General features: G+C 58.5%; 9 protein-coding genes, 1 tRNA gene and 1 pseudogene. 9 read left to right on the top strand and 2 right to left on the bottom strand.

The genetic code is table 11. From position 1 onward, the window contains the following. The first annotated feature begins 11 nt into the window (after nucleotides 1-11). Both mdoH and VDP61_RS14160 read left to right on the top strand, forming a co-directional pair. Nucleotides 12-1,778, top strand: a complete 1,767-nt coding sequence (gene mdoH, locus VDP61_RS14165; protein WP_416236540.1) for a glucans biosynthesis glucosyltransferase MdoH — start codon at nucleotides 12-14, stop codon at nucleotides 1,776-1,778. Further along, a complete protein-coding gene (locus VDP61_RS14160; RefSeq protein ID WP_323007502.1) occupies nucleotides 1,771-2,919 on the top strand; it encodes an OpgC domain-containing protein in 1,149 nt (382 codons plus the stop codon). Before mdoH ends, VDP61_RS14160 begins: the two co-directional genes overlap by 8 nt. Nucleotides 2,920-2,994: 75 nt before the next feature. Here VDP61_RS14160 and VDP61_RS14155 read toward each other — a convergent pair whose 3' ends face one another. Together VDP61_RS14155 and VDP61_RS14150 are read right to left on the bottom strand one after the other, a co-directional pair. Continuing rightward, nucleotides 2,995-3,384 (bottom strand): putative zinc-binding protein, encoded by a 390-nt coding sequence (locus VDP61_RS14155; RefSeq protein WP_323007501.1) that lies wholly within the window; start codon nucleotides 3,382-3,384, stop codon nucleotides 2,995-2,997. Nucleotides 3,385-3,797: 413 nt separating this feature from the next. Next, nucleotides 3,798-3,882: transfer RNA gene (locus tag VDP61_RS14150), tRNA-Leu, on the bottom strand. A 149-nt stretch (nucleotides 3,883-4,031) separates the two neighbouring features. Between VDP61_RS14150 and VDP61_RS14145 the strand changes: the two genes are divergently transcribed. The 7 genes and pseudogenes from VDP61_RS14145 to mtgA all read left to right on the top strand — a co-directional run bounded on the left by VDP61_RS14145 (nucleotide 4,032) and on the right by mtgA (nucleotide 14,007). Then, nucleotides 4,032-5,018, top strand: a complete 987-nt coding sequence (locus tag VDP61_RS14145) for a complex I NDUFA9 subunit family protein (RefSeq protein ID WP_323007500.1) — start codon at nucleotides 4,032-4,034, stop codon at nucleotides 5,016-5,018. Between the two features lie 18 nt (nucleotides 5,019-5,036). Further along, nucleotides 5,037-5,840 (top strand): undecaprenyl-diphosphate phosphatase, encoded by an 804-nt coding sequence (locus tag VDP61_RS14140; protein ID WP_323007499.1) that lies wholly within the window; start codon nucleotides 5,037-5,039, stop codon nucleotides 5,838-5,840. Nucleotides 5,841-6,001: 161 nt separating this feature from the next. After that, nucleotides 6,002-7,442: pseudogene (locus VDP61_RS14135) on the top strand (NAD(P)-dependent oxidoreductase). Between the two features lie 47 nt (nucleotides 7,443-7,489). Further along, the gene (locus VDP61_RS14130) at nucleotides 7,490-8,218 is read left to right on the top strand and encodes a hypothetical protein (RefSeq protein ID WP_323007498.1); all 729 of its coding nucleotides are present in this window, start codon (nucleotides 7,490-7,492) and stop codon (nucleotides 8,216-8,218) included. Beyond that, nucleotides 8,208-8,585, top strand: coding sequence for a hypothetical protein (locus tag VDP61_RS14125; RefSeq protein ID WP_323007497.1), 378 nt, complete (start codon nucleotides 8,208-8,210; stop codon nucleotides 8,583-8,585). The genes VDP61_RS14130 and VDP61_RS14125 overlap by 11 nt, the downstream gene beginning before the upstream one ends. Before the next feature lie 68 nt (nucleotides 8,586-8,653). Then, nucleotides 8,654-13,201 (top strand): glutamate synthase large subunit, encoded by a 4,548-nt coding sequence (gene gltB, locus VDP61_RS14120; protein ID WP_323007496.1) that lies wholly within the window; start codon nucleotides 8,654-8,656, stop codon nucleotides 13,199-13,201. A gap of 89 nt (nucleotides 13,202-13,290) precedes the next feature. Then, nucleotides 13,291-14,007: a monofunctional biosynthetic peptidoglycan transglycosylase gene (mtgA, locus tag VDP61_RS14115; protein ID WP_323007495.1), complete on the top strand. Its 717-nt coding sequence runs from the start codon at nucleotides 13,291-13,293 to the stop codon at nucleotides 14,005-14,007. Nucleotides 14,008-14,051 lie beyond the last annotated feature (44 nt).

The following is a 14,051-nucleotide window of genomic DNA, read 5'->3' as shown; positions in this document are numbered from 1 at the left end:
CCATGGCCAGGGTGATTGACCCAAAACAAACCGCCACAAAGGCCCGCACCGGCGGGGCGCGTTTGCTTGCCTTGTCGTCAAGCCTGCTGGCGGCCACGGCGGCCGGGATGGTCTTTTTCATCTATGGCGCGGCCGATGGTGTGTCGTTGATCGACGTAGCCCGCACCGTGTTGATTGCGCTCTCGACATGGTGGCTTGCCTGGGGGGCCGCTACGGCGCTGCTTGGCCTGACCTCACGCCAACCCGCTGCCGCAACACCGCTTGCCGGGCCGATCCGGGCTAAGACTGTGGTGATTGTGCCAATCTACAACGAAGATCCGAAAGGCACATTCGCCCGCATCGCCGCGATGGACGACTCTCTTGATGCGTGCCCGGCGCGCCCACATATTGATTTTGCGATCCTTTCAGACACAAGGGATAACGCGATTGCCGCATTGGAACAGCAATGGCTTACAACGCTGATTGCGCGGCAGGCAGCCTTGGGGCGCATATTCTATCGTCGCCGTAGCGACAATACGGGCCGTAAGGCCGGCAATATCGAAGAATTCATCACCAATTCTGGCGGTGCCTGGGATTATGCAGTCATACTGGATGCAGACAGCCTGATGGAGGGCGCAACCCTTCTGGAAATGATCCGCCGGATAGAGGCCGACCCCGATCTTGGGTTATTGCAAACCCTGCCACGGGTGATCGGTGCGCGTTCGATCTTTGGGCGCGCGATGCAATTTGCCGCGGTGTTTCATTCGCCAGCCTTCGCCCGTGGCCTTGCGGCCATGCAGGGGCGGTCTGGGCCATTCTGGGGGCATAATGCCATTGTGCGCGTGCGCGCTTGGGCCGAAAGCTGCGGTTTGCCGGCATTGTCCGGGCGGCCGCCCTTTGGCGGGCATATCATGAGCCATGACTCGGTTGAGGCGGCGCTGCTGGCGCGCGCGGGCTGGGCGGTACGGCTGGACGATGATCTGGACGGCTCGTTTGAGGGTGGCCCCGAAAACATCATCGACCACGCCAAGCGCGACCGCCGCTGGTGCCAAGGCAACCTGCAACACAGCAAGGTCATCGCCGCCCCCGGATTGCTGCTTTGGAGCAGGTTTGCGCTGTTTCAAGGCATCTTCGCCTATTTGGCACCGCTGATCTGGCTTGCCTTCATCGCAGCGTCAATCGCGGCGATCCCGCTGGCCGATGAACTGAACTACTTCCCCTATGCGAATTGGCCGTTTCCGGTATTCCCCAACAACCAGACCCCCAAGGCAATCGGCCTTGCGCTGGGGGTTTTTGGCTTGCTGGTCATGCCAAAATTCCTGATCGGTCTGGATGCAGTTTTGACAGGGCGGGCGCGGGGCTTTGGCGGCGCTGGAAAAAGCCTGCGGGCGGTGCTGGCAGAGCTGGCGCTGTCATCGCTTGTCGCGCCCGTGCTTCTGGCCTTTCAAAGCCGCTCTGTCATTCAGGTCTTGCTGGGGCGCGATGGCGGCTGGCCCCCCAACAACCGCGGCGATGGCCAACTGACGCTGTCCGAGAGTTGGCTGGCAGCGCGTTGGATTACCGCTTGGGGCATTGGCGGGATGCTGATTACCCAGTTTCTTGCACCGGTCCTGACGTTGTGGCTGTTGCCCGTGGCCCTGCCGATGATCATCGCACCGCTTTTGATCTGCTGGACATCGCGCACCGCTGCCCCCGGCCATTTTCCGGTGCCTGCCGATCAATCACAACCCGCCATCATTGCCCGCTATGGCGCCATCCTTGCGGTATGGTCCATGATCACGGAGCCGAAAGTTGCCTAAGCACATACATTTGCGCGATAACCGGATCGACCTGCTGCGTGGCATCGCCTTGCTGATGATCTTCATCAACCACATTCCCGGCACCATCTGGGAGAATTTCACCTCGCGCAATTTCGGCTTTTCAGACGCGGCTGAAGGCTTTGTCTTGATGTCCGGCATCGCCACCGGGCTTGCATATGGGCCAGCTTTTCTGAACGGCCCGGTCAACCTTGCCATGGCTTTGCGCCCGTGGCGGCGGGCCGTGACGCTGTGGTGGGTTCATTGCGTTGTGATCTTTTGCATACTGGCCCTGTTCGTTTTGGCCATCAACCAGCCGGGTATCGCGCTTATGGCCGAGCGGCGCAACATCTTGCTCGCGGCCCAAGATCCGGCCGGGCTGATGCTTGCGCTTGTCTCGCTGGGCCACCACTTTGCCTATGCCGACATTCTGCCGCTATATGTTGTGTTACTGTTGGCTGCGCCAGCGGTTTTGTTTGTCGCGGCGCGCTGGCCAAGGCTTACAATGGCGGCTGCGTTGGTGCTGTGGTTTGTGGTGGGTTTCTGGAAAATCAAGATGCCGACCTGGCCCACCGAAAACGGTTGGGCCTTTAACCCGCTGGCGTGGCAAGTGCTGTTCGTGGCCGGAATACTGACAGGCTTGGCGATGCGGCAGGGGCGGCGCTTTTTACCGATCAGGCGCTGGGCCTTGCGTTTGGCGATTGCTTTTCTGATCCTGTCAGCGCTTTGGGTTCAGGTGCCGATCTTGGCCGCCTGGGGCGGTCACGGGCTTTGGATACTGTATGAATATGCCGGATTTCCACCGGTTTTCACATCTTTTGACAAAAGCTTCGTGTTCCTGCCGCGCCTTCTGCATTGTCTCGCCTTGGCCTATACGCTGAGCGTTCTACCTGCGGTAAAGACACTGGCGGCCTCTCCAACCGTGGCGCCAATCATCTTGCTGGGTCGCCATTCCTTGCCTGTTTTTGCCACCGGTTCCGTGCTGGCCTATGTCGCACAGGTCATCAAAGCCCTGCAGCCAGCATCATTCCTTCTGGATAGTTTGCTGATTGCAACCGGGCTGTGCCTGCTATTTCTGGTGGCCCATTTGCGCGACAAACAAAAGCGCGCAAAAACCATTCCGGCCATGACCCTGCAAGATTGACCGGGGCAGATGCCTGACCTGTCGGGGGCGCTTTCGGGCGTTTTGGCGCTGTATTTTTCGGCGCATGCCCAGCAGTCAAGAAACGCTTTCTTGTTTGGCTGCCTCGGGCGCCAAAGCTGCGGCCATCTTGGCCAAGACCTGTTCGGCCTCTGCGGCATCGAAATCGGTCTTGTAGCGCTTTTTGACCCCATGATCGGACAGAAGATGGTACTCTGTCGGCGCAACGCCGTGACGCGCAAGGCAACTGCGAACGCAGGCAAGCGCGCAACCGTCAATTCCAATGATAGGGCGGCCGGATTTGGCAAGGCGCACCAGCTTTGGCACGTCACCACCGACGCCCGCGATGCAGGACATTTCGGCAAGGCCACGCCTGTCCAGCCCGATCGCGATGTGATTTGCCATCTGCGCCGCGCTGGAACAGCCAGAGCAGGAATAGACCAAAGGCAGATTGGCGCGTGACGACATGGAAAACCTCAAAAAGCGTGGCCCCCGATTTAATCACATCTGCGATGAAGTGTCGACGGACACGAGGTCGCAGTGCAAACACGGCGCATGGCAGCGGCAGCGGCAGCGCCCGTAAGATCAAGCGCCCTATGGTCTGGATGGTCTATCCCGGCAAAGGCTGCGTGCACTGATACGGTAGAGGCCCCCACCCAACGGCATCAGTTCACGCGGGCCAAACGCCGCAGCCCTAAAATCATCCCAAGGCCAAAGCCGCCCAGATGCCCGCCCCGTGCGGGGCTTTTGCAGGGTATTCACCCGTAAAAGGCGCAGGGCCTGAGATTGTGGGCAGAGCCAGCCTGACAGCGTCAAAAAGAGGATGCGAAAAAGAAGAAACCCAGCAACTAATTAAAGTTGCTGGGTTTTCTTTGCCGTAATGGTGCCCAGGAGAGGACTCGAACCTCCACGCCTTGCGGCACACGGACCTGAACCGTGCGCGTCTACCAGTTCCGCCACCTGGGCAGGTGTCGTAGGGGCGATGTAAAGCGGCGCAGGGGTACTGTCAACGGGTGTTTTGCAAAAATCATCAAGACTTTTGTTGCTTGTTTGGACGGGCGTGTGGGGATATGCAGGCAATCGGATGGAGCACGTTCCAGATGGAGGCATGTCGGATGAGCAAACTGGTCACAATCTATGGCGGCTCGGGATTTGTCGGGCGATATATTGCACGGCGAATGGCAAAGGCTGGCTGGCGGGTGCGGGTTGCCGTGCGGCGCCCCAATGAGGCGATTTTTGTCAGAACCTATGGCGCTGTAGGTCAGGTAGAGCCGGTTTTGTGCAATATCCGCGATGACGCGTCGGTGCGCCGGGCCATGCAGGGCGCAGACGCGGTTGTGAACTGCGTTGGCACTTTTGACAAAGGCGGCAAGAACAATTTTCAGGCGGTGCAGGTCGAGGGCGCAGGCCGGATTGCGCGGATAGCGACGCAAGAGGCGGTCGGCAATCTGGTGCAAATCTCGTCTATCGGTGCCGAAAGCGCTGCTGCAAGTGACTATTCCCGGACAAAAGCAGCGGGTGAGGCGGCAGTTCTTGCAGCCTTTCCAGCGGCAGTTATTCTGCGGCCCTCCGTGATCTTTGGTTCGGAAGATGGGTTCTTCAATCGCTTTGCCGCGATGACGCGCATGGGGCCGGTTTTGCCTGTCGTTGGCGCAAGCACCCGCTTCCAGCCGGTGTTTGTGGATGATGTCGCGCAAGCTGCGGTTCTGGGCGCAACCGGAGAGGCCGCACCGGGCATCTATGAGCTGGGCGGGCCAGAGGTTGCAAGTTTCCGCGACCTCATGAAGCAGATGTTGAACGTTGTTCAGCGCAACAGGCTGATCGTCAACATTCCCTTCGCCCTTGCCTCTGTCATCGCGGCCGGTTTCGACGCGCTGACAGTGCTGACGGGCGGGCTTGTGACCAACAAGGTTTTGACCCGCGATCAGGTGAAATCGCTACGCTCTGACAATGTGGTTGCTGATGGTGCAAAAACCTTTGCGGATCTGGGGATTACGCCGGTTACAATGGACTCGATGCTGCCCGAATACCTGTGGCGGTATCGGTCTTCGGGGCAATATGCCGCGATCAAGAACAGCGCCCGGAACCTTCGTAAAGTCTAAACCTTAAAGGGGCCGGTTATGGCTGATACAACGCTGGCGGCCCTTTTTCTGGGGGTTCTGGAAGGATTGACCGAATTTATCCCGGTGTCTTCGACCGGGCATATCTTGTTGGCAGGGCATTTCATCGGGTTTGAAAGCACTGGCAAGACGTTTGAAGTGGTCATTCAGCTTGGGGCGGTGCTGGCGGTTCTGTCGGTTTATTCCGTCAAGCTTTGGGCGCTGTTCAGGGCCGCTCCGCAAAGCGCGCAGGCGCGGCAGACCATTCTTTCCGTGCTGATCGCGTTTCTGCCTGCAGTGGTCATCGGCGTGCTGGCGCATGATTTCATCAAGACGGTGCTGTTTGAAAGCCCCCGGCTGATTTCTGTGATGCTCATCCTCGGCGGCATCATCCTGGTGCTTGTTGACCGTATTGCGCCTGAACCACGCTATGATGACGCGATGAGGTTGCCTTTGGCTATGGCGCTGAAGATCGGCTTCATTCAATGCCTTGCGATGATCCCTGGGGTTTCGCGTTCTGGCGCAACGATTGTTGGTGCCTTGATGTTGGGGGCCAATAAACGCGCAGCCGCAGAGTTTTCGTTCTTTTTGTCGATGCCAACCATGGCCGGGGCCTTTGCCTATGACCTCTATAAAAACCGCGACTTGCTGGATGCCGGGGCCGTGAACGAAATTGCGATAGGGTTTGTCGCGGCCTTTATCACTGCCGTTCTGGTTGTGCGCTGGTTGCTTGGCTATGTCAGCCGCCATGGCTATGCGCTGTTCGGTTGGTGGCGAATCATCGTTGGCAGCTTGGCTTTGATGGCGATTTCGCTGGGATACTGACCGATAGGTAACTCATACTTACCTTTTATCCTGAAGAAAGATGCGCGGCACCGATACTTTTTGTAAAATACTGACATTTAGGTCAGCCTTGCTGCCTTTTATTTCACCTGCCCCCGCAGTATCAAGACCTCCTTATCCAAACTCGTCAGGGAGGCGTCACGATGGCCAAGGAACGGATGCTCCGCTTCGTCAATGTCTCGCGGGAGATGCCGGAAAAGCGCCCACCCAACCTGCGCGCACAGGATTTCCATGAAATTTACCGCGAGTTTGCGGCCGCAAAGGCCGCCGAGCAGGCAAGCCGTTGCAGCCAATGCGGCGTGCCGTTTTGTCAAACCCATTGCCCATTGCACAATAACATTCCCGACTGGCTGCGCCTGACGGCCGAAGGGCGGTTGCAAGAGGCCTATGAGTTGTCGCAGGCGACCAACACATTTCCAGAGATTTGTGGCCGGATTTGCCCACAAGACCGGCTGTGTGAAGGCAATTGCGTGATTGAACAATCTGGTCATGGTACAGTAACGATTGGTGCGATTGAAAAATACCTGACCGATACCGCATGGGAAAATGGCTGGGTAAAGCCGATCAAACCGGGCCGCGAACGCACGGAAAGTGTGGGCATTGTCGGTGCTGGGCCGGGGGGGCTTTCTGCTGCGGATGTATTGCGCCGGGCCGGCGTTCAGGTGACGGTGTATGACAGCTATGACCGCGCCGGCGGGCTGATGACCTATGGCATCCCCAGCTTCAAGCTGGAAAAAGACGTTGTGGCGCAACGCGTTGAACAATTGGAAGCGGCGGGCGTGCAGTTTGTCCTGAACTGCACCGTGGGTAAGGATCTGACATTTGATGCGATCCGTGGGCAGCATGATGCCGTGCTGATTGCGACTGGCGTCTACAAAGCGCGCGATCTGGCAATGCCGGGGATTGGCGCCAAAGGTATCGTTCCCGCGCTGGAGTTCTTGACCGCCAGCAACCGCAAAAGCTTTGGCGATGAGGTGCCGGAATATGACAACGGCACGTTGAACGCTGCGGGCAAACGGGTGGTTGTGATCGGCGGCGGAGATACAGCCATGGACTGTGTGCGCACAGCAATTCGCGAAGGCGCGACATCGGTGAAATGCCTGTATCGCCGCGACCGGGCAAACATGCCGGGCAGCCAGCGTGAAACCCAAAACGCCGAAGAAGAAGGTGTTGAATTTGTTTGGCTTTCAGCGCCAAAGGGGTTTACCGGCGGCACGGTGGTGGAAGGTGTGGTGGTGCAAAAAATGCGCCTTGGCGCGCCGGATGCAACCGGCCGCCAGATGCCGGAACTGATTGAGGGCGCGGATTATCTAGAGCCTGCCGATCTGGTGATCATGGCGCTGGGCTTCGAGCCAGAGGCGCTGCCCATGTTGTGGGATCAGCCGGAATTGACCGTGACACGCTGGGGCACGATTTCGGGCCGATTTCAAAAGCCACGCGACCAGCCTTGCCGGGGTTTATGCCGTTGGGGATATCGTGCGTGGTGCAAGCCTTGTGGTCTGGGCCATTCGCGATGGCCGCGAGGCGGCGGATGCAATGCTGGCATATATGGCCGAAGGTGGTGCTGTAGCTGCCGCTGAATGATGGGGTATCAGCCAAGACACAAATGCCGCAACAGGTAAGGACCCGATATGAAGGAAGCTGTTTTGACCCTTTTGCACAAAGGCCATGCCGGGTTTGCGCTGATGGCATTGCTTGTGGGCGTGGTGCCAGCCAATGCTGGGTCGTTTACCCCGCCTGCCGGGTGTAGTGGCTGGTTGACGGTACAGGCGCGGGCCTGCCGGGTTTCGAATTATTACAAATGCACGCAAGACACGCCAGGGGATCAGTGGCGGGCAGACTTTGACCAGGAAGGCCTGTTTTTTGCCAGCCGCATTGATGCCGAGGCGCAATGGGTGGAAAGCATTGAGATGAACCCGATGGTGCGCCAAACGCTGGACGCCGGTTCGCAAGACCCGGCCTCTTTCTCGGAATTGCTGGAGGGGCTTGATACATTTGCGTTCAACCTGACGCGCGATAATGGCGAGGCCAGCCGCGTGCGTGGTTTTGACCGGCTGACCGGAAAATCGGTTGAAATTGATGGGGTTACGCTGTTGCAAACGGAATTTGAGTTTGCCGAAGAGGACGTTTCGGGGGGGGCGCTGCGTCGGTCGCGCGGCAATGAATATATTCATCCGGGCTGGCGTTTGTTTTTTGCAGGCCCATCGGAATGGGATGGTGGCAGCGGCTATGTGCCGATGGATGGCAGCCCGGTGCAGTTCATTTTCCCCGGCGAGCCGGGATTCTTTGCAACCGCGCCCCTGTATGAATGTGACGCTGTGCTAAGCAGCTATTCGCGCGGGGTCAGCGATGGAAAATGAGCTGGAACTGGGCGGGTTTTACACCTGTGTGCAAGATGGCCTGGCGCCAGTGGTCATCTGGATTGGCCGGGTCGATCTGCCCGATGATTTTGACGGTACGGCACATGAGCCGGTGGTCAGCCTTGTGATCAAATCGCCAGATCCCGACACGCCGATCAATTCCTATGCGCCATTTTGGGAAAGCTGCGCCCTGGACGGCGAGATGATGGATGCCGACCCCTTTGACGTGAACCAAGAGCTGTTCGATGAAAATTACAACGATTGGCGCAGCGCGTTTGAACAGGGTGAGGCCTTTCCCTGGACGATGACGCCAAATGAGGTTTACGCGCAGATGATCGCTGATCTGATCGGCGCTTTGCAAAAATGAGCATGGCGGCCCAAGGCCCTTGTTGGGCCAGCAATTTTCAACTTCTATCCTTTTGAGGGAGTGACCCAATGACCAACTCACCCGTTTACGATGCCGCTTGGGTCACAGCCGAGGAAACCAAGCGCGCCTTTATGGACACGCACAGCCTGTACAAGGCCGAGGATGAGCATGCCTCGTGCGGGGTCGGTTTGGTGGTGTCCATTTCTGGCAAGCCAAGCCGGAAAGTCGTGGAAAACGGGATCAACGCGCTGAAGGCGATTTGGCACCGTGGCGCTGTCGATGCCGATGGCAAGACCGGCGATGGCGCGGGGATTCATGTGCAAATCCCAGCCAAGTTCTTTTACGATCAGGTGCGCCGCACCGGGCATGAGCCGGATTTGACCAAGCTGATCGCGGTGGGGCAGGTATTTTTGCCGCGCACTGATTTTGGTGCACAGGAACGCTGCCGTACCATTGTGGAAACCGAAGTGTTGCGAATGGGCCACTACATTTACGGCTGGCGGCATGTGCCGGTCGAAACTGCTGTGCTGGGCGAAAAGGCCAATGCGACGCGCCCCGAAATTGAGCAGATATTGATCCGCTGTGACAAGGATATTGACCAGGAGCAGTTCGAGCGCGAGCTGTATATCATCCGCCGCCGGGTAGAAAAAGCCGCGGTTGCGGCGCAGATCGCGGGGCTGTATCTGTGCAGTCTGTCGTGCCGCTCGATCATTTACAAAGGCATGATGCTGGCCGAACAAGTGGCGGTGTTCTACCCCGATCTTATGGACCCACGGTTTGAATCTGCCTTTGCGATTTACCATCAGCGCTATTCCACCAACACGTTTCCGCAGTGGTGGTTGGCCCAACCATTCCGCATGCTGGCCCATAACGGTGAGATCAACACCTTGAAAGGCAACGTGAACTGGATGCGCAGCCATGAAATTCGCATGGCTTCGAACAACTTTGGCGACATGGCCGAGGATATCAAGCCGATCATTCCGGCAGGAACTTCGGATAGCGGTGCCTTGGATGCGGTCTTTGAAGTTATGGTGCGGTCTGGCCGCAACGCGCCGTTCACCAAAACCATATTGGTGCCCGAAGCCTGGAGCAAAGCCACGACCGACATGCCAAAAGCTTGGGCTGATATGTACGCCTATTGCAACGCGGTGATGGAGCCCTGGGATGGCCCGGCTGCGCTGGCGATGACCGATGGCCGCTGGGTGTGCGGGGGGCTTGACCGTAATGGCTTGCGCCCGATGCGCTATGTGGTCACGGGCGACGGGCTGCTGATTGCGGGGTCTGAAGCCGGGATGGTGCCCGTGGATGAGGCAACGATCCGTGAAAAGGGCGCGCTGGGGCCAGGGCAGATGATTGCCGTCGATATGGTCGAAGGCAAGCTCTACCATGACGGGCCGCTCAAGGATAAACTGGCCGCGGCCCAGCCGTTTGGTGACTGGATCGAAAAGGTGGTGGAGTTGGAAGAGTTTCTGACCAACCTGCCCGAAGTTGCGGGCTATACCGGCACTGAACTGCGCAAGCGCCAGATCGCAGCGGGCTATTCGCTGGAGGAGCTGGAGCAGGTTCTGGCGCCGATGGCCGAGGATGGCAAGGAAATGATCGCCTCGATGGGCGATGATACCCCGGCGGCTGTTCTGTCTTCGGTGTACCGCCCGCTGTCGCATTTCTTTCGGCAAAACTTCAGCCAGGTTACCAACCCACCAATCGACTCGTTACGCGAAAGCCGGGTGATGAGCCTGAAAACACGGTTCGGAAACCTGAAAAACGTGCTGGATGAAGACAGCAGCCAGACCGAGATTTTGCTGCTGGAAAGCCCGTTCATCGCCAATGCCGAATTTGATGCGATGATGCAGCATTTTGGCGATACGGTTTCGGTGATTGATTGCACCTTCCCGCGCGATGCCCATCCCGACCGTCTGCGCCAATGTCTCGAACGTATTCGCGCCGACGCCGAGGATGCGGTTCGGTCTGGTGCCGGGCATCTGGTGCTGACGGATGAACACCAGGGGCCGGACCGGGTGGCGATGCCGATGATCCTGGCGACATCGGCGGTGCATAGCTGGCTGACACGCAAAGGTTTGCGGACGTTTTGCTCGATCAATGTTCGTTCGGCGGAATGTATTGACCCGCATTATTTCGCAGTGCTGATCGGCTGCGGTGCAACGACGGTAAACGCCTATCTGGCGCAAGACAGCATTGCTGACCGGATTGCGCGGGGGCTGTTGGACACGGATTTAACCGAGGCGATGCGGCTTTATCGCGTGGCAATTGATGCGGGTTTGCTGAAAATCATGTCGAAGATGGGCATTTCGGTTCTGTCATCCTATCGCGGCGGGCTGAATTTTGAAGCAGTCGGCCTTTCGCGTGCGATGGTGGCCGAATATTTCCCCGGCATGCAAAGCCGGATTTCCGGGATTGGCGTTTCGGGCATTCAGCATAAACTGTTGGAAGTGCATGCGCGCGGATGGCTGGGCGGCGCGGATGTGCTGCCGATTGGCGGGATTTATAAAGCGCGCAAATCGGGCGAAAAGCACGCTTGGGAAGCGCAGACCATGCACATGCTGCAATCGGCCTGTGATCGCGCCAGTTTTGACATCTGGAAGCAGTATTCGGCTGTCATGCGGGCCAATCCACCGATCCATCTACGCGATTTGCTGGATATCAAGTCGCTTGGCAAACCCGTGCCGATTGAGGAAGTGGAAAGCATCACCTCTATCCGCAAGCGGTTCGTGACGCCGGGCATGAGCCTTGGTGCGCTTAGCCCCGAGGCACACAAGACGCTGAACGTCGCCATGAACCGGATTGGGGCAAAGTCGGATTCGGGCGAGGGCGGCGAAGACCCGGCGCATTTCCTGCCCGAGGCGAATGGCGACAACCCAAGCGCCAAGATCAAACAGGTGGCTTCGGGGCGCTTTGGCGTGACGGCGGAATATCTGAACGCCTGTGAAGAGTTGGAGATAAAGGTCGCGCAGGGCGCCAAGCCCGGCGAAGGCGGGCAGTTGCCCGGCATGAAAGTCACGGCACTGATCGCGCGGTTGCGCCATTCCACGCCGGGGGTGACGCTGATATCACCGCCGCCGCACCATGATATCTACTCCATCGAAGACCTTGCGCAGTTGATCTATGATCTGAAACAGATCAACCCACGCGCCAAGGTGACGGTAAAACTGGTATCCAGTTCGGGCGTTGGCACGATTGCGGCAGGCGTGGCCAAGGCCAAGGCCGATGTGATCCTGATTTCCGGCCATAATGGCGGCACCGGGGCATCACCCGCGACCAGCATCAAATACGCAGGCCTGCCGTGGGAAATGGGCCTGACCGAGGCGCATCAGGTGCTTAGCATGAACAACCTGCGTGAGCGGGTGACCCTGCGCACCGATGGCGGCCTTCGCACGGGCCGCGATATCGTGATGGCGGCAATGATGGGGGCCGAAGAATATGGTATCGGCACAGCGGCACTGATCGCGATGGGCTGCATCATGGTGCGCCAATGCCAAAGCAACACCTGCCCGGTGGGCGTCTGTACCCAGGATGAAGACCTGCGCAAGAAGTTTTCCGGCTCGGCAGATAAGGTTGTCAATCTGATCACTTTCTACGCGCAAGAAGTGCGTGAGATTCTGGCCAGTATCGGCGCGCGCTCTTTGGACGAGATCATCGGGCGGGCGGATTTGCTGAGCCAGGTTTCGCGCGGTTCGGCGCATCTGGATGATCTGGATTTGAACCCGCTGCTGATCACCGTCGATGGTGCGCACCGCATCACCTATGATCGGTCAAAACCCCGCAATGCGGTGCCCGATACGCTGGATGCCGAGATTATCCGTGACGCCGCCCGATTCTTTGAAGATGGCGAAAAGATGCAACTGTCCTATGCCGTGCGCAACACACATCGCACGATTGGCACGCGGGCCAGCAGCCATATCGTCAAACGTTTTGGAATGCGCAATTCCTTGCAAGAGGATCATCTGACGGTAAAGCTGTCCGGCTCTTGCGGGCAGTCGCTTGGGGCCTTTGCGGTGCGGGGCCTGAAACTGGAAGTTTCCGGCGATGCCAATGACTATGTTGCCAAGGGGCTTTCGGGCGCGACGATCGTGGTGCGCCCGCATATGTCAAGCCCGCTTGAGGCGTCACAAAATACCATCATCGGCAACACCGTTCTTTACGGGGCGACTGCGGGCAACCTGTTTGCCTGTGGCCGCGCCGGCGAGCGTTTTGGCGTGCGCAATTCGGGCGCGTCGGTGGTGATCGAGGGCTGCGGCACCAATGGCTGTGAATACATGACCGGCGGTGTGGCGGTAATTCTGGGCAGTATCGGCGCAAACTTTGGCGCGGGGATGACGGGGGGCATGGCCTATCTTTATGATCCTGACGGTGTGGCCGAGGAGTTTATGAACCTTGAAAGCCTTGTGACCTGTGCCGTTGGCCACCCCCATTGGGAGGCGCAGTTGAAAGGGCTTGTCCAACGCCATGCCGAAGAAACCGGCAGCCTGAAGGCAAAAGCGATCCTGAACGATTGGGCAAATGAGCGGGTGAACTTTTTGCAAGCCTGCCCCAAGGAAATGCTGATACATCTGCCGCATCCTTTGTCCGATGAACGCGAAGCAGTCCCCGCTGAGTAGCAAGAATGTTGCCCCCCTCCCCCGGCGCGCGCTGTGCCGGCGGGGGGATCGGCGCTTGATTGCCGCTTGGCTTCATGGCTTAAGGCAGCATGGCTAAACGCAACCCACAAAAGAAAGCAGCCCCCCCCCGCCGCCGCCTTGTGAAATGGGCGCTGCGCTGGGTTTTCCGGCTGTCTGGCGGCCTTGCCCTGGCCTTGGTCACACTTGTCTTTCTGTTCTCGGTCGTGAACCCGCCAACGACGATCTATATGTGGCAAGAAGGGCAACGCCTTGGCGGTGTCAAACAAGAATGGGCTGATTGGGATGAAATCGCCCCGGTCATGGCGCGATCTGTCGTAGCGGCAGAGGATGCAAATTTCTGCCTGCATTGGGGCTTTGACATGCGGGCCATTCGCGCCGCCATTGATGCAGGCAGCAACCGCGGCGCCTCAACGCTGACCCAGCAAGTCGCAAAGAACGTGTTTTTGTGGCACGGTCGCAGCTATACGCGCAAAGCGATGGAGGCCCTGATCACGCTGCTGATCGAGGGTGTCTGGTCCAAACGCCGAATTCTGGAGGTATACCTGAATGTGGCAGAGTTTGACGAAGGCGTCTTTGGGGTCAAAGCTGCGGCAGCGCGCTATTTTGCCGTTGAGGCGGCAAACCTGACCCCAGTTCAGGCCGCGCGATTGGCCGCCGTGTTGCCAAACCCAAAAGAGCGGAGTGCCGAAAACCCCTCTTCGGCGCTGCGCAAGCGTTCGGCGGCGATTCTGGATGGGGCAAAGACCATTCACCGCGACGGTAGATCCGCTTGTTTTGAACCGTAGGCGGGAAGTGGGATTGAATTTTCTGCGGATTGGGCGATAAGAAG

The organism is Pseudorhodobacter sp. (genome assembly GCF_034675685.1).
Lineage (GTDB): Bacteria > Pseudomonadota > Alphaproteobacteria > Rhodobacterales > Rhodobacteraceae > Pseudorhodobacter.
The sequence above is the reverse complement of the archived record's forward strand: the minus strand, read 5'-3'. Positions and strand labels throughout refer to the sequence as shown.